Consider the following 15,778-nt stretch of genomic DNA (forward strand, 5'->3'; position numbering starts at 1 on the left):
TCAGACATCGGACCGTGCCGTGCGGAGTGCGGTCGCGGAACCAACGAGGGAGTCACCCATGACGGACGACGCAGTGCGGAAGGTGGACCTGGGGCCGGCCGCGGCCCGGGTCGCGGCGCTCGCCGAGGGCATCGGCGACGAGCGGCTCGCCGCGCCGACGCCCTGTCCCGACACCGCGGTACGCAACCTCCTCGGCCACGTCATCGGCCTCAGCCAGGGGTTTGGCGCCGCGGGCCGCAAGGAGCTGGGCGCCGCGACCTCGACGCCGCCGTTCACCTCCGTTCCAGACATCGACGACGAAGGCGCCTGGCGGGCGGAGTTGCCCGCGGCGCTGGACGAACTGGCCGCCGCCTGGCGGGAGCCGGCCGCCTGGACCGAGATGACCCAGGTGGGCGGCGTGACCCTCCCCGCCGCCCAGGCCGGCGTGGTCGCGCTCAACGAACTGGTCGTCCACGGATGGGATCTGGCCCGCGCGACCGGCCAGGACTACCAGCCCACCCCCGAAGAGCTCGCCACCTGCCGCGACTTCCTCGCCCCCTCCGCCGCCGACCGCCCCGCCGGCGGCCCCTTCGGCCCCGCCCTCCCCTTCCCCCCGACCGCCCCCCTCCTCGACCAACTCATCGCCCTCAGCGGCCGCTCCCCTTCCTGGCGCCCCTGACCACCCCACCCTCCGGGCCGCAGCCCGCGCGACGGGTTGCGGTGTCACCGCCGGGTGCCGCTCCGAGGGGCGCGAGGAACTGCGCGACCAGCCTGCGCGGCGGCGCGCTGTGACCCGGGTCCCCAGCCTGCGTGGCGGGGTGGTGTGTCACCGGCGGGTGCTGTGCGGGGGCGCGGGGAACTGCGCGCTCAGCCCGCGCGGTGGCGCGCTGTGGCCCGGGGCCTGAGCCCGTGCGGCGGCGCGGTGAGCCACCGGCAGGTGCCCTGCGGGGGACCGCGCGCTCGGGTCGTGCGGCGGGGGGCGTGGCACGGGGTGAGGACCGCGGGGTGGCGGGGCGTCGGCAACACGTGGGTGTCGGACTGGTGCGGGGTTTGTTACAGAGCTGTGGAGATCGGGACCCCTGCGGAGGTGGGCACCCGACATAGGGTCGAAGCCGTGTTCGGGGCGCGGGGGACGTCCCTGTCCAGGGGCGTCGAGGGGGGACATGTTCGCGCGGCGAAGCGGTGAGCAACGGAGGCTGCGGCCGAGGCAGTTAGCCGTGCGGACGCTGCGGACGGCACGTTCGGCGGCGGCCCGGCTGCCGAAGCCGCACCGCGGCACCGGGAAGACCGAGGCACCCGAGGCGCCCGCGAGCCCCGAGGCACCCTCGGACCGTACCGGCGCCGTCGGGGGCGGAAAGCGGTGGTGGGCGCCGTTACGGCGGCTCCGCCCGCTGCGCCCGCGGTACCCGCGGCCGAACCGCACCGGCTGGCGCCGGTGGGTCCCCTCGCTGCGCCAGACCCTGCTGCTGTGCACCTGGAGCGTGCTCGCCCTGATCGCGCTGGTCGGCTGGGCCTATGAGCGCACCGCGATCCCCACCGACCTGAACGCCTACGCGACCCAGCAGGACAACGTCTACTACTGGGCCGACGGTACCGAGATGGCCCGGGTCGGCCCGGTCGACCGGCAGGCGATGCCGCTGGACCGTATACCGACCGCCGTGCAGTCCGCGGTGCTCGCCGCCGAGAACGCGTCGTTCTACTCCGACCACGGCGTCTCCCCCAGGGGCATCACCCGGGCGGTGGCGAACATGGCCACCGGCGGCCAGACGCAGGGCGGTTCCACGATCACCCAGCAGTACGTCAAGAACGTGTACCTCGACCAGGACCAGACGATCTCCCGCAAGATCTCCGAGATCTTCATCGCGATCAAGCTCGACCGCAAGATGAGCAAGAAGCAGATCCTCGACGGCTACCTCAACACGAGCTGGTTCGGCCGCGGCGCCTACGGGGTGCAGCGCGCCGCGAAGGCGTACTACGGCGAGGACGTCTCCCAACTCAACCCGAGCCAGGCCGCGTTCCTCGCCGCGCTGCTCAAGGGCGCCGGCCAGTTCGACCCGTCGGTGAGCGCCGCCAACCACCACCGCGCGGTGGCGCGCTGGAACTGGGTGCTGGACCGGATGGTGAAGACCGGCAAGCTGTCGGCGGCGCAGCGGGCCACGTACACGAAGTTCCCCGAGCCGATCGCGCCGCCGAAGCCGGCCGGGCTGAGCGGGCAGACCGGCTACCTCGTGGACACCGCACGCGCCTACGTCTCCGCGCACAGCGGCATCTCCGACCAGCGGTTCGACCTCGGCGGCTACCAGATCTACACCACCTTCCAGAAGCCGAAGGTGGACGCGCTGGCCGCCGCCGTCAAGCAGCAGACCGCGCGGCTGCGCCCGAAGGACCGCCCCGCCGATCGCGATGTGCGGGTCGGCGCCGCCTCGGTCGCGACCGACGGCCGCATCCTCGCGCTCTACGGCGGCCCCGACTACGTCAAGCAGGGTTTCGACGACGCCGACATCGCGATCGTGCCGGCCGGCACCACCTACGCGCCGTTCGTGTACGCGGCGGCCCTGCGCGACGGCGTGGTCCGCACCCGGGACGCGCCGCGGGCCCGGGTCGACCCGCAGTCCCGCTACGACGGCGACGACAAGGTGCCGATACAGACGCCCGAGGGCCCGTACTGGAGCCGGGACGGCAAGGTCGTCAAGACCGCCAACGCGGACGGCCGTTCGTACGGGAAGATCCCGCTGGGCGAGGCCGTCGCGAAGGGCGTGAACGGGCCGATCACACAACTCGGCGTGGACGTCGGGCTCAACCAGGTGCGGCAGGCGTCGATCGACGCCGGGCTGCTGCCGGACAGCGGCTTCGCCGAGCAGGTGCCGAGCTTCTCGCTGGGCACCTCTACGCCCAGCCCGATCCGGATGGCCGACGGGTACGCCACGTTCGCGGCCGGCGGCACCCACACCGACCCGTACTCGGTGCTGCGCATCACCCGCGACGGCGCCGCGGTGCCGCTCCAGAAGCCCACCGTCACGCACCCGTTCACCCCGAAGGTGGCCGGGGAGGTGGACGACGCGCTGCGCGACGCGGTCGACAGCGGCGCCGCGCAGGCGGTGGCGAAGGCCGGGCCGGGGCTGGCCGGGCTGCCGGGCACCGCGCAGGACAACACCTCGGCGTCGTTCGTCGGTTACGACGCGGAGATGGCCACCGCGGTCACGCTGTTCCGGATCGACCCGAAGACGCAGCAGTTGGAGCCGCTGACCGGGATCGGCGGGCGGTCCGCGAAGAAGCCGGGCAGCGACGCCCCGGTGGACATCTGGACCCACTACGCCGAGGCGACCCGCCCGCCGGGCGGCGCGCAGACGGCGACGCCCACGCCGACCGGCCCCGACGCCGCCCGCAAGGCCGCTACTTCGTGAGGAAGGTCGACCAGTCCGGCGACTCGCCCGGGTCCAGGTTGCGCAGCTTCGCCAGCACCGCGGGGTCCTGCATGTCCAGCCAGTCGCACAGCTCCTTGAAGGACACGCACTCCACGCCCTTCCTGGGGCAGACGTCCTTCACCACGTCGGAGATGGCCTGCATGTAGATGCCGCCGTTCCAGTCCTCGAAGTGGTTGCCGATGAACAGCGGTGCCCGGCTGCCGTTGTAGACCCGCTGGAAGCCTTCGAGGTATCCCTGCCGGGTCTGCTTCTCCCACGCCGGGTACTTCGCCGGGTCGCCCTCGGTGACGTCGCCGCCGGACTGGTTGTAGAGGAAGTTGAAGTCCATCGTCAGGCCCTGGAAGCTCTTGCCCGGGTAGGGCACCAGCTCCAGCGGGAAGTTCCAGATCCCGTCCTGCTTCTGCGGCCAGAGCTGGAAGTCGCCGGGCGAGCTGGCGTCGTACCGCCAGCCGAGCTGCTTCTCGGCCGGCAGCAGGTTCTTCTGGCCCTCCAGGCACGGCGCGCGCCCGCCGACCAGTTCCTGGGCGTAGTCGAACGGCAGCGGCGGGATGTCGGTGTCGCCGGTGTTGGTCTTCCAGTTCTGCACGAAGGAGTACGCCTGGCTGGTCTCGCTCAGCCACTCCTTGGTGCTCCAGTCCGCGCCCGCGCCCTTGTCGGGCTTGCAGAAGTGCCCGTTGAAGTGGGTGCCGATCTCGTCGCCCTCCTCCCAGGCCAGCCGGAGCTGCTGGAGGGTCCACTTGATGTGCTGGTCGGTGGGGAAGTCGATCGCGGAGGCGCCCGGCGCGTGCTGCGGCGGGTGGTAGAGGGTGCGCTTGTCCTTCGGCAGCAGGTAGATGCCGCTGAGGAAGAACGTCATGTTGGCGTGGTACTTCTCGGCCAGCGTGCGGAAGCGGGAGAAGTCGTGGTCGTCGCCCTCCAGCGCGCCGTCCCAGGAGAAGACCACGAACTGCGGCGGCTTCTCGCCCGGTTTGAGCTTGTGCCACTTCGGCTGGTGCGGCTGCGGCCCGGTGTACGACGTGGAGCCGTCGCCGATCACCTTCGTCTTGCCGTCCCACGCGGGGGTGGTGGAGGCGGTCGGCGCGTGCCGGACCGGTGCCTGCGCGGTGGTGTGCCCGGCCGCCTTGGCGTGTGCGGAGCCGCCGCCTCCGGTGCCGACCGCGATCAGCGTCCCGGCTAACGCCGCCGCCACACCCGCGGTGGCCAGCCCGGCCACCGCCCCTCGCTTGAGCTTCACCATCGGTGCGCGTCCCCCCAAGGGCACGCCACCCACGGGCGTACCGGGACCCATTATTCAGTTGATCCGATCAAACGTGCGGGCGGGCCCCGGCAGAGGAGTCGTCCTCCGCCGGAGCCCGCCCGGTCACACACGTGGATCGGTCTGACACGTGGATCGGTCGATCCGCTGATCGGTCGATCCGTCAAGCGTCAAAGCGTCAAAGCGTCGATCCGTCGAGCCGTCCTGCCGGCGAACCGTCAGAAGCGGTACGACTTCAGGTAGCTCGCGTTCGGCGAGCCGACACCCGTCGCGTCGTCGTAGCCGCGGACCGCGTTGAGCGAGGTGTCCTGGCCGAAGCCGATCAGCCGGACCAGCAGGTTGCCGTTGACCACACCGGCGTCGTAGACGCTGCTCAGCGGGGTGCTCGAGTGCTGCGCCTGCTTGTCCACCACGTCGGTGGTCAGGTGCGAGCGGGCGTAGATCGCCGGGTTGGCGAAGCCGATCGCGTGGTGGCCGGCCTGGATCGCGTCGGCCTGCACCGCCGCGAACTCGGGCGAGGAGACGCTGGTGCCGCCGTAGCCGCCCTCGCTGTACGCGGCGCCGTCGGAGATGCCGACCAGCACCGAGGTGTACAGGTCGCCGACCATCGAGATGTCCGGGGTGACCCGCTTGGCGGCGGCCACCTTCTGACCGGTCATCAGGGTGTGCGACAGCATGTCCGGGACCACGCCGCGCTGGTAGCCCGGCTGCGCGAAGTCCTCGCTGGTGCCGCCGCCACCGCCGAAGTAGAACGGCGCCGCGGCCGGGGCTGGGTTCCAGCTCTTGCCGTCGGCCGACAGCGCGGAGCGGGTGGTGCCCATGTCCGTCTCGAAGCCGTACTTGCCGCTCTTGTCCGCCAGGGCGAGGGCGGTGCCGCCGACCGAGGTCACCCACGGGTCGGAGTCCGGCCAGTTGGCCTGCGCACGGGCGGTGTCCGTCTGGCAGTTGGCACCGGTGGCCGCCGCCAGCGGGCTGCTGTCACCGCAGTCGCCGGCCGAGAAGCCGACGCTGATGCCCTCGATCGCGGCCTGCTGGAACACCTGCTCGTACGCCGCGATCTCCGACGCGGTGACGTCCGCGTTGTCCGTGGTGTGCATGATCTCGCCCCACGAGTTGGAGACGACATCGGCGAGGTGGTTGTCCACGATCTTGGTGATCGCGGCCAGCAGGTCGTCGTCGGTGCAGGAGTTCGCACCGACGTAGACCACGTTGGCGTCGGGGGCGAGGCCGTGCGCCATCTCGACGTCCAGCGCCTCCTCGGGCGCCCAGCCCTCGGGGCCGCCGCACAGGTCCTGGTCCGTCCATTGCGAGGAGTCGACGACCTCGGTGTACTGGCCCTTCTTGAACGCCTTGTCACCGTGGTTGGTGGCGTACTGGTTGGCGTCGGCCTCCATGGTGGAGCTGCCGTACGCGTCCACGATGGCGATCGTCGCACCCTTGCCGGTCAGCCCGGTGGAGGTGATGCCGTACGCCTTGCGGATCTGCGAGGGGTACAGCGAGCACTGGTCGAACGCCACGTCCTTCTTGGTGAAGCCGGCCGGCGCGCCCTTGGCGGTCTTCTGGCCCCAGTACGCCGAGCAGGTCGGCGTGGTGGGCAGGCTCTTGTCGGCCTTGGCGCCCTTCGCCGAAGTGGCGGTGTCCGAGGTGACCTTGTGCGAGTCCGGGCGCACCACGTTGCTGCCGACCGAGGAGAGGCCGTCGACGCCGAGGATCGCGCTGGAGACGGAGGCCGGCACCTTCAGGTCGCGGGCCGGCGCGTGCCGCAGCTCGCCGGACACCTTGTACTGGTGCTCGCCGGTGCCGAACGCCTTGGTGAGCGCGGAGTTGGTGCCCTTGACGGTGATCGCGTGCGAGGTGGTGCCCAGCACCTTCAGGCCGGAGTCCTCGGCCCACTTCTGCACGGCGGCGATCTGCGCCTTGGTGGCCCCGAACCGGGCCTGGTACTGCGCGGGGCTGAGGAACTTGCCGTAACTGGCGTTGCTCGGGTCCGATACGGCCGTCGCGTACGAGGTGAGCCCGGCCGGGTCCTGGCCCGCGAGGTACACGGTGCCGGTGACCTCGGTGGAGGACGACACCGAACCGGCGTCCGCGGAGGCGGTGGCCCACGCGGGGTGGGAGCCGGTGATGGTCTTGGCGGACGCGGCCGGCGCCGACGCCTGCGAAGGCGTGGCCGCCAGCAGCAGCGAACCGGAGAGCAGGGCCAGCGAGGCGGCCGCTACCACTCCGGTACGGCCTGCGCCGCTACGGGGTGTGTGTATGTGGGTGATGACGACTCCAACGTGATGGTCCGTGAGAGGGCAACGACAGGCACGGGCCTTGTACCGCACGCTCGTTCACGACCCACACCCGGCCTGTAGTGTGCACGCCACGTGAGCGTTGTGGGAATACCGTATGGCGCTCAGCGGTGTCGCTTTACCGAAAACCGACGATCATCGGTGGCTCATATCCGGTCGGAACCGGGCGATCGCCGCATCCGGGCCCGCACCCCCGCTCCCCCCTCGCGCCAGACGCAGGCTCCCCCACCAATCCTTTTCGGCCGCCGCGCCGAATCTCTGGTGACGGGGGTCGACAGGGAGCGGGCGAGGCGCGAAGAAGGCGCGGAGACGAGGCGACGAGGTGCGGCGGCGTATCGCGGTGGTGGGTTCGGGAGTGGCCGGCCTGACCGCGGCCTACGTGTTGCGGCAGGTGTGCGAGGTGTCGCTCTACGAAGCCGACGACCGGCTCGGCGGCCACGCGCACACCCACGACGTGGCCGACCCGGGCGGGCAGGCGCTGCGGATCGACACCGGGTTCATCGTGCACAACGACCGCACCTACCCGACGCTGCTGCGGCTCTTCCGCGAACTCGGCGTCGCCACCCAGGACTCCGAGATGAGCCTGTCCGTGCGGTGCGACGGATGCGGCCTGCAGTACGCGGGCGCGCGCGGCCCCGGCGGCCTGTTCGCCCACCCCGGCAGCGCGATACGCGGCCGCTACCTCGGCCTGCTCGCCGAGGTGCCGTCCTTCCACCGGGCGGCGCGCGCGGCGCTCGCCTCGGGCCGGGCCGACCACCTGACGCTGGGCGGCTTCCTGGCCGAGCGCGACTTCACTCCGTACTTCACCGCGCACTTCGTGGTGCCACTGGTCTCCTCGGTGTGGTCCTGCGCCCCCGACCAGGCGATGCGGTACCCGGCGGCCTACCTCTTCCGCTTCCTGCGCCACCACGGGCTGCTGTCGGTGGGCGGGTCACCGCGGTGGCGCACGGTCACCGGCGGCTCCGAGGAGTACGTGCGGCGGATCGGCAAGCAGCTGACCACGGTGTACACCGGCACCCCGGTCCGCGCGGTGCGCCGCTTCCCCGACCGCGCCGAGGTCACCGCCGCCGACGGCACCACCCGCGGATACGACGCGGTGGTCCTGGCCACCCACCCCGACCAGGCGCTCGCCGTCCTCGCCGACGCCACCGACGCCGAGGCGCGGGTGCTCGGCGCGTTCCGCTACTCGCGCAACGAGACGGTGCTGCACACCGACGCGTCGCTGCTGCCCACCGCCCGCAGGGCCCGCGCCTCGTGGAACTACCTGATGCCCTCGTGCGCGGCTCCCGCCGAGAAGGTGCAGGTCAGTTACCACATGAACCGGTTGCAGCAGCTCGATGCCGCCGAGGAGTACGTGGTCACGCTCAACGCGTCGCAGGCGGTCGACCCCGGCCGGGTGCTGGCCCGCATGGTCTACGAACACCCCCTGTACACGCCCGAGTCGGTGGCCGCCCAGCGGCGTCTGCCGGAGCTGGATACGGCGGTGACGGCGTACGCGGGCGCGTACCACGGCTGGGGGTTCCACGAGGACGGCTGCCGCGCGGGGGTGGCGGCCGCCGCGGCGCTCGGGGTGCGCTGGTGACCCCCGCCCGGCCGCTCGCGGACACGGTGCCCGCGGACACGGTGCCCGGCGACACGGCGTCCGCACCCGCGGTCGCGGGCGTCCCGCACACCGGCGCGCACCGTGCCCCCGGCGCCGCGAGCCTGTACGCCTGCGCGATCACCCACGTGCGCACCCGGCCGATCCGCCGCACCTTCCGGCACCGCACCTACATGTGGCTGGTCGACCTCGACCACCTTCCGGTCCAGCCCCGGGCGCTGCGCCCGCTGGCCCGCTTCGCCTCGCGCGACCACTTCGCGGGCACCGCACCCACCCTGCGCGCGGGCCTGGAGCGCTACCTGGACACGCAGGGCGTACGACTCGACGGCGGCCGGGTGCTGATGCTCGCGCACGCCCGCGTCCTCGGCCACGTCTTCAACCCGCTCACCGTGTACTGGTGCCACCGCCCCGACGGCTCGCCGCTGTGCACCGTCGCCGAGGTGCACAACACCTACGGCGAGCGGCACTGCTACCTGCTGCACACCGACGAGCGGGGCCGGGCCGAGGTGCCCAAGGAGTTCTACGTCTCGCCGTTCTTCCCGGTCGACGGCACCTACCGGATGCGGCTGCCCGAACCCGGCGAGAAGCTGGAACTGGCCGTGCACCTGGAGCGTGAGGGCGGCCGGCCGTTCACCGCGACGGTGCGCGGCACCCGCCGCCCGGCCGGCACCCGCGCCCTGCTGGCCGCCGCCGCCCGGCACCCCTGGTCCACGCTCGCCGTCTCCGCGGCGATCCGCCTGCACGGCATCCGCCTGTACCTGCGCGGCCTGCCCGTTCTCCCCCGCCCGCACCACCGCACCCAGGAGGGCCTGAAGTGAGCGGACTCGTCTCCGACCGCACCACCGCCACCGCCACCGCTCCCGGCGTCCCCGCCCCGGCGCCGCGAGCCGGCGTGGACCCTGCCCTGTGGCCGGACACGGCCCGGGTGCCGCGCAGTTCGCCGCCGCGCACCGCGGTGGCCCGGCTGCTGGTCGGCCGCGCGTTCGCCCGGCTGCCGCTGCGGGTGCGGCTGCCCGACGGCTCCGGCAGCGGCGACCGGGGCCCGGTGCTGCGGCTGCACGACCCGCGGGCCTTCCACCGCCGGATCGCCGTCGACGGCCTGATCGGCTTCGGCGAGTCGTACATGGCCGGCGAGTGGGACGCGGACGACCTGGTCGGGGTGCTCACCGTGCTCGCCGCGAACGCCACCGCGCTCGTCCCGCACGGCCTCCAGCGGCTGCGCCGGGCCTGGGTGCACGCCACCCCGGATCGGCAGCGCAACACCCCCGACGGCGCCCGCGACAACATCCGCCGGCACTACGACCTGTCGAACGCGCTGTTCGCGCTCTTCCTCGACGACACGATGACGTACTCCGCCGGCCTGTTCCGCGGCTTCCCCGCCGATCAGGCCACCCTCGCCGCCGCCCAGCACCGCAAGATCGACCGGCTGCTGGACCTGGCCGGCGTCGGCGAGGGCACCCGGCTGCTGGAGATCGGCACCGGCTGGGGCGAGTTGGCGCTGCGGGCGGCCGGGCGCGGTGCGCGGGTGCTGACCGTGACGCTCTCCCGCGAGCAGCGCGACCTGGCCCAGGCGCGGATCGCCGCCGCGGGCCTCGCCGGGAAGGCCGCGGTCGAACTGCGCGACTACCGTGAGGTGCGCGGCCGGTTCGACGCCGTGGTCAGCGTGGAGATGATCGAGGCGGTCGGCGCCGAGTTCTGGCCGGAGTACTTCGGCACCCTCGCACGCGTCCTCGCCCCCGGCGGCCGGATCGCCCTGCAGGCCATCACCATGGCGCACGACCGGATGCTCGCCACCCACGGCACCTACACCTGGATCGGCAAGTACGTCTTCCCCGGCGGCCTGATCCCCTCGTCCCAGGGCATCGAACGGGAGGCCGCCGCGCACGGCCTGCGAGTCACCGAGGACGACGGCTTCGGCCCGCACTACGCGGAGACGCTGCGGCTGTGGCGCGAGCGGTTCACCGCCGCCGACGACGCCGGCGAGGTCGCCGCGCTCGGCTTCGACGCGACCTTCCGCCGGATGTGGGAGTTCTACCTCGCCTACTCCGAGGCCGGGTTCCGCTCCCGCTACCTGGACGTGCGGCAGACGGTACTGACCCGCGCCGCGGACGGCGCCGGGCCCGCGGACGGCGCCGCGAGCCCCGGCGCCATGGCCGGAACCGGCACGGGGACCGACCCCGGCCGTACGGACGGAGACGACCGATGAGCACAGTGGCGGACCGGCTCGGGCGGCTGCTCGACGGGTACTTCGGCGGCCGGCCGCCGGTGCGGCTGCGCGCCTGGGACGGCAGCGAGACCGGGCCGGCCGACGCGCCCGTGATCGTCGTGCGCAGCCGCCGCGCACTGCGCCGCCTGCTGTGGCAGCCCAGCGGCACGGGCCTGGCCGAGGCGTACATCGCGGGCGAACTCGACATCGAGGGCGACCTGCCCGACGGGCTCGGCCGGGTGGCCCGGGCGGTGCGGGAGCGCGGTTCGACACCCGGCCGCCCCGGTCCGCGGGAACTCGCCGCGGCCGCCGCGACCGCGCTGCGGCTGGGCGCGCTCGGCCCCCGCCCGGCGCCGCCGGGCGTCCGTAAGGCGAAGCAGCGCGGCGAACTGCACAGCACCGGCCGCGACCGGGCCGCCATCAGCCACCACTACGACCTGTCCAACGACTGGTACGCCGAACTGCTGGACCCGTCGATGGCGTACTCCTGCGGCTACTGGACCCAGCCCGAGACCGAGCCCGCGACCGAGCCCGGTGTCGAGCCCGGGGCCGAGCCCGAGCCTGAGCCCGAGTCCGAGCCCGAGCCCGGGGACGTACCGGGCGGCGTCGGTTACGGCATCGCCGAGGCGCAGCGCGACAAGCTCGAACTGGTCTGCCGCAAGCTGGCGTTGACCCCCGGCGCGCGGCTGCTGGACATGGGCTGCGGCTGGGGCAGCCTCTCCCTCTACGCGGCACGGGAGTTCAAGGCCCGCGTCACCGCCGTCACCCTCTCCCGCGAGCAGCGCGACTTCGTGGCCGCCCGGATCGCGGAGCAGGGCCTCGGCGACCTGGTCGAGGTGCGGCTGAGCCACTACCGCGACCTCGGCGCCGCCGACGGCGGATACGACGCGGTGAGCGCGATCGAGATGGGCGAGCACGTCGGGGAGGAGCAGTACCCGGACTTCGCCGCCCGGCTGCACGCCCTGCTGCGCCCGCGCGGCCGGCTGCTGGTCCAGCAGATGTCCCGCGGCGCCGACGCGCCCGGCGGCGGCGCGTTCATCGAGTCGTACATCGTCCCCGACATGCACATGCGCCCGGTCGGCCGGACCGTGGACCTGCTGGAGGACGCCGGCCTGGAGGTGCGGTCGGTGGAGGCGATGCGCGAGCACTACGTCCGGACGATCGCGGCCTGGTACCGCACCCTGGAGGAGCGCCGGCCGGTGTTCGCCGCGCTGGCGGGCGAGCCGACGGTCCGGGTCTGGCAGCTCTACCTGGCCGGGTCGATGCTGACCTTCGCCGAGCGCCGGATGGGCGTGGACCAGATCCTCGCGGCGCGCCCGGAGCCGTTCGGCGGCTCGGGCCTGCCGGCCACCCCGCACGACTGGTACGTACCGGTGCGCCCGTGACCGGCTTCCCGTGGGCCGCGTTCGCCGAGGGCCTCGGCTGGGCGGCGCTCGCTGCCTTCGGCGTCATGGCGGCCACCTTCGCGGTCGCCCTCGTCAAGGGCGTGCACCGGGTGGTGGACATCGCGTGGGGCGTGGCCTTCACCGCGGTCGCCGCCGCGTCGTACGCCGCATCGGCCGGGCACGGCGACGACGGGCGGCGGCTGCTGGTCACGCTCGCCACCGCCGGGTGGGGGCTGCGGCTCGCCGCGCACATCGCCCGCCGCGGCCGCGGCCACGGCGAGGACCCGCGCTACGACCGGATGCTCGCGAAGGCGCCCGGCAGCCGCGCCGGGTACGCGCTGCGCACCGTCTACCTGGTCCAGGGCGCGCTGGTGTGGGTCGTCTCGCTGCCGGTGCAGGCCGCGCAGTACGCCCCCGAGCGGCTCGGCGGCTGGGCGGCGGCCGGCGGCGCGCTGTGGGCGGTCGGGCTGGCCTTCGAGGCGGTCGGCGACCACCAACTCGCCCGCTTCAAGGCCGATCCCGCGCACCGCGGCCTGATCATGGACCGCGGCCTGTGGGCCTGGACCCGGCACCCCAACTACTTCGGCGACTGCCTGGTGTGGTGGGGCCTGTACGCGATGGCGTGTGCGAGCCCGCAGGCCGCCGCGGTGGCGGCGCCGGGCCCGCTGGTGATGACCGCCCTGCTGGTCTTCGGCAGCGGGAAACGGCTGCTGGAGCGGCAGATGGCCGACCGGCCCGGCTACGCCGCGTACGCCGCCCGCACCAGCGGCTTCCTGCCGCGTCCGCCTCAGGTGTTGTTGGCGAGGTTGCGCAGGCCGCTGAGGGGGCCGTTGAAGTAGTCCTGGTCGCCGGGGAACGTGCCGGAGTCGGCGTGCTGCCAGAAGGTGTAGAACGGCCAGCCGGCCGGCAGCTTGCCGGCGCTGGAGGCGTAACGCGCCACGAACAGCGGGTCGTCGGCGGCGAAGATCGAGGTGTTGCCGGTGCACCGGGTCCACCAGTCGGTGGTGGAGTAGATGGTCGCCCAGCGGGTCGTCTTCGCGTGCACCTCGTCGACGAACGCCTTGATCCAGCCGACCATCGCGCTCTTGCTCAGGCCGTAGCAGGCCGCGCCGGACGGGTACTCGATGTCCAGCGCCGGCGGCAGCGTCTTGCCGTCCTTGGACCAGCCGCCGCCGTGTGACACGAAGTAGTCCGCCTGCGCCTTGCCGCCGGAACTGTCCGGGCGGGCGAAGTGGTAGGCGCCGCGGATGAAGCCCGCGTAGTAGGAGTTGGTGTAGTTCGCGTCGAACTTCGGGTCCTTGTACGTGGTGCCCTCGGTCGCCTTGATGTACGCGAACCGGGCGCCCTTGCGGTACTGGGCCGCCCAGTCGATGGTGCCCTGCCAGTTGCTGACGTCGAATCCGGGGGTGCGGGTGACGTTCGAGGACCCGCCGGTGGCCGTGGTGGTGCTGGAGCGGCCCTCGTGGGCGGCGACGGACGACCCCATCCAGTCCTGCTCGGGGTGGAGCACCGCGCCGCGCACGTGTGGCGCACCGCCGACCGCTTCGGCCGGCCCGGCGGGCGCGGCCAGCACTCCGGCGACCGCGACCGCCGCGCACCCGATCCCCAGCGCCGACTTCCGTACGCCCGTACGTCCCCGCACGCCCTGACCGGCGTCCCGCATGACTGCCTCCATGGGTGTGGCTTTGCTTCGGTGATGCCCCATATGCGCTATTGGAACAGAGGGGCGCGAAGCTCCGGCGCTGGACGCGCGGGCCATCACGGTCTCTCCGGTCGGCGCGTACGCGGCCGCGGCGCCGGGCAGTTCGGCGCGCGCGGGGAAAAGGCCACGTCGGCGCCGGTGGCGCCGGTGGTTTCCCGGGGTGTGCGGGTCGGGGCGCGGGCGGGCCGCGGACCGGGACGCGGTCAGGACGGCGGGCGGCCCATCGAGTGGCCGAACGTGTCGGGGTCCTCGTCGTAGCCGCGCAGCAGCGAGTGGAAGGACCAGGCACCGGACCCGCTCCGGGTGAACTCCGCGAAGGTCGCGGCCGTGGTGCCGCCCAGCTCGGTCAGGCCGCCCTCCACCAGCACCGTCCAGCCGGTGACGATCTGGTAGGCCGGGTTGGCCACCGCGCCGAACTCCAGCCGTCCGAAGCTCTGCTGGATCATCGCGCCGACCACGACCCGGCGGTACCCGTCGCCGAGCCGGTCCAGCTCCAGCGTCATCACCTCGTCGAAGCCGAAGCCCTGGCCGTTCTTGCTGTCCCGGTTGAGCCACATGGTCCCGTCGGGCGCCCTGCTGTCGAAGTGCACGAGGTAGGCCGGATCACCCTGCTCCGCACCGGCCCGGTACGTGGCCGCGATCAGGTCCAGATCGCTCGGCGGGGCGCCCAGCGGGCTCGGGTCCCACTTCAACCGCACCTCGACCCGCTCGATCCCCTTGCTGAGGCCGTTCATCCCACGCCTCCACCCCGACGCCCCGTCATGGGCCGCCACACTTACCCCGATTAACGCCTCTCCACCCCACCCTGTCCACACCCCCCGACGCCTTCCGGCCACGGTCGGCCGCCGGTCTCTCCGGGGGCCGGGTCAGAGGGAGAAGAGCCGGGTGGCGTTGTCGTGGCAGACGGCGCGGAGCCAGGGGGTGCCGAGGTCGGCGGTGCGCAGGGCGGTCAGGGCGGCGGCGTAGGTGTAGGGGATGTTGGGGAAGTCGGTGCCGAGCAGGACGCGGTCCTGGAGGGCGGCGAGGCGAGGGAGGGCGGCGCGGGGGAAGGGGGCGGCGGACTCGACGAAGGGGGTGAACGCCATGGTGGTGTCGAGCATGACGTCGCGGTGGCGTTCGGCGAGGTCGAGGAAGTCCTCGTACTCGGGCATGCCGAGGTGGGCGACGACCAGCCGCAGCCGGGGGTGGCGGGCCAGGAGCGCGGCGATCGGGGCCGGGCCGGTGTGGGCGCCGGGCACCGGGCCGGAGCCGCAGTGCGTCACCACCGGCACCCCCTCGTCGGCGAGCAGCCGCCAGACGGCGTCCAGGTGCGGGTCGTTGGGGTCGAACCCGCCCACCTGGACGTGGCACTTGAAGACCCGCGCGCCCTGGCCCAGCGCGCGCCGCACGTCGGCGAGGGCGCCAGGCTCGGCGAAGAAGGTGGCCGTGTGCAGGCAGTCCGGGGTGCGGGCGGCGAAGTCGGCGGACCAGTCGTTGAGCCAGCGGGCCATCCCCGGCTTGTGCGGGTAGAGCATCGACGTGAAGGCCCGCACGCCGAAGCCGCGCAGCACCTCCACCCGGCGCTGCTCCTCCATCCGGTAGGCGATCGGCCAGTGCCGGCCCACCAGCGGCCCGGCGGCGTCGAAGTACGCCCACACCTTGGACAGCACCTGCTGCGGCATGAAGTGGGTGTGGACGTCGACCAGGTGGTCCAGCCCGAGCGACTGCCGGAAGGCCGCCACCTCGCGCCGCTCGGCCTCCGCCCGCCGCGCCGCTTCCGGGTCGGCGGTGTCCGATCCGGCGGCGTCCGCTGCCGAGCCGTCCGCTTCGGCTCCGCCCGTCTCCGCCCCGGCTCGCGGTATCCCGCCCACCTCGCCACCGCCCTCCGCGTCCGTCCGTCCGGCCTCCGACCGGGCCATGGTGCCACGCCGGTGATCGCCGCCGACCGCCGAC

The 15,778-nt window shown here is 73.3% G+C and carries 12 protein-coding genes; 7 read left to right on the forward strand and 5 right to left on the reverse strand.

Features of this window, described 5'->3' with window-relative positions:
• Nucleotides 1-58 precede the first annotated feature (58 nt).
• Together OG370_RS22220 and OG370_RS22225 are read left to right on the forward strand one after the other, a co-directional pair.
• On the forward strand, nucleotides 59-658 hold the full coding sequence (locus tag OG370_RS22220) for a TIGR03086 family metal-binding protein (protein ID WP_328466949.1): 600 nt from the start codon (nucleotides 59-61) through the stop codon (nucleotides 656-658).
• Between the two features lie 538 nt (nucleotides 659-1,196).
• Complete coding sequence (locus tag OG370_RS22225; RefSeq protein ID WP_328466951.1) at nucleotides 1,197-3,383, forward strand: transglycosylase domain-containing protein; 2,187 nt, start codon at nucleotides 1,197-1,199, stop codon at nucleotides 3,381-3,383.
• Here OG370_RS22225 and OG370_RS22230 read toward each other — a convergent pair.
• A complete protein-coding gene (locus tag OG370_RS22230; protein WP_328466953.1) occupies nucleotides 3,373-4,641 on the reverse strand; it encodes a hypothetical protein in 1,269 nt (422 codons plus the stop codon). The genes OG370_RS22225 and OG370_RS22230 overlap by 11 nt on opposite strands.
• A gap of 236 nt (nucleotides 4,642-4,877) precedes the next feature.
• Entirely contained in the window at nucleotides 4,878-6,881 is a 2,004-nt protein-coding gene (locus OG370_RS22235; protein WP_328466955.1) for a S53 family peptidase, read from the reverse strand.
• Between the two features lie 394 nt (nucleotides 6,882-7,275).
• On the opposite strand from OG370_RS22235, the gene OG370_RS22240 reads away from it, so the two are divergent.
• The 5 genes from OG370_RS22240 to OG370_RS22260 all read left to right on the forward strand — a co-directional run bounded on the left by OG370_RS22240 (nucleotide 7,276) and on the right by OG370_RS22260 (nucleotide 12,983).
• Nucleotides 7,276-8,535 carry an NAD(P)/FAD-dependent oxidoreductase gene (locus OG370_RS22240; RefSeq protein ID WP_328466957.1) on the forward strand — a complete coding sequence of 420 codons (1,260 nt, stop codon included), beginning with the start codon at nucleotides 7,276-7,278 and terminating at the stop codon, nucleotides 8,533-8,535.
• 122 nt (nucleotides 8,536-8,657) lie between these two features.
• Nucleotides 8,658-9,371: a DUF1365 domain-containing protein gene (locus OG370_RS22245; protein WP_328474319.1), complete on the forward strand. Its 714-nt coding sequence runs from the start codon at nucleotides 8,658-8,660 to the stop codon at nucleotides 9,369-9,371.
• Complete coding sequence (locus OG370_RS22250; protein ID WP_328466959.1) at nucleotides 9,368-10,759, forward strand: cyclopropane-fatty-acyl-phospholipid synthase family protein; 1,392 nt, start codon at nucleotides 9,368-9,370, stop codon at nucleotides 10,757-10,759. The genes OG370_RS22245 and OG370_RS22250 overlap by 4 nt, the downstream gene beginning before the upstream one ends.
• The gene (locus tag OG370_RS22255; protein ID WP_328466961.1) at nucleotides 10,756-12,144 is read left to right on the forward strand and encodes a cyclopropane-fatty-acyl-phospholipid synthase family protein; all 1,389 of its coding nucleotides are present in this window, start codon (nucleotides 10,756-10,758) and stop codon (nucleotides 12,142-12,144) included. The genes OG370_RS22250 and OG370_RS22255 overlap by 4 nt, the downstream gene beginning before the upstream one ends.
• Nucleotides 12,141-12,983: a DUF1295 domain-containing protein gene (locus OG370_RS22260; RefSeq protein WP_328466963.1), complete on the forward strand. Its 843-nt coding sequence runs from the start codon at nucleotides 12,141-12,143 to the stop codon at nucleotides 12,981-12,983. Before OG370_RS22255 ends, OG370_RS22260 begins: the two co-directional genes overlap by 4 nt.
• Here the strand turns inward: OG370_RS22260 and OG370_RS22265 are convergent.
• The 3 genes from OG370_RS22265 to OG370_RS22275 all read right to left on the reverse strand — a co-directional run bounded on the left by OG370_RS22265 (nucleotide 12,932) and on the right by OG370_RS22275 (nucleotide 15,744).
• Entirely contained in the window at nucleotides 12,932-13,807 is an 876-nt protein-coding gene (locus OG370_RS22265) for a lysozyme (protein ID WP_328466965.1), read from the reverse strand. The genes OG370_RS22260 and OG370_RS22265 overlap by 52 nt on opposite strands.
• A 242-nt stretch (nucleotides 13,808-14,049) precedes the next feature.
• The gene (locus OG370_RS22270; protein ID WP_328466967.1) at nucleotides 14,050-14,580 is read right to left on the reverse strand and encodes a TerD family protein; all 531 of its coding nucleotides are present in this window, start codon (nucleotides 14,578-14,580) and stop codon (nucleotides 14,050-14,052) included.
• 132 nt (nucleotides 14,581-14,712) lie between these two features.
• The gene (locus tag OG370_RS22275; RefSeq protein ID WP_328466969.1) at nucleotides 14,713-15,744 is read right to left on the reverse strand and encodes an amidohydrolase family protein; all 1,032 of its coding nucleotides are present in this window, start codon (nucleotides 15,742-15,744) and stop codon (nucleotides 14,713-14,715) included.
• Nucleotides 15,745-15,778 lie beyond the last annotated feature (34 nt).

The sequence above is a fragment of the Streptomyces sp. NBC_00448 genome (assembly GCF_036014115.1).
GTDB lineage: Bacteria > Actinomycetota > Actinomycetes > Streptomycetales > Streptomycetaceae > Actinacidiphila.

Excerpts from the sequence above, each read along its gene's own strand:
- OG370_RS22220 (WP_328466949.1), top strand. The coding sequence starts at position 59 with ATGACGGACGACGCAGTGCGGAAGGTGGACCTGGGGCCGGCCGCGGCC.
- OG370_RS22270 (WP_328466967.1), bottom strand. The coding sequence starts at position 14,580 with ATGAACGGCCTCAGCAAGGGGATCGAGCGGGTCGAGGTGCGGTTGAAG.
- OG370_RS22255 (WP_328466961.1), top strand. The coding sequence starts at position 10,756 with ATGAGCACAGTGGCGGACCGGCTCGGGCGGCTGCTCGACGGGTACTTC.
- OG370_RS22275 (WP_328466969.1), bottom strand. The coding sequence starts at position 15,744 with ATGGCCCGGTCGGAGGCCGGACGGACGGACGCGGAGGGCGGTGGCGAG.
- OG370_RS22265 (WP_328466965.1), bottom strand. The coding sequence starts at position 13,807 with ATGCGGGACGCCGGTCAGGGCGTGCGGGGACGTACGGGCGTACGGAAG.
- OG370_RS22230 (WP_328466953.1), bottom strand. The coding sequence starts at position 4,641 with ATGGTGAAGCTCAAGCGAGGGGCGGTGGCCGGGCTGGCCACCGCGGGT.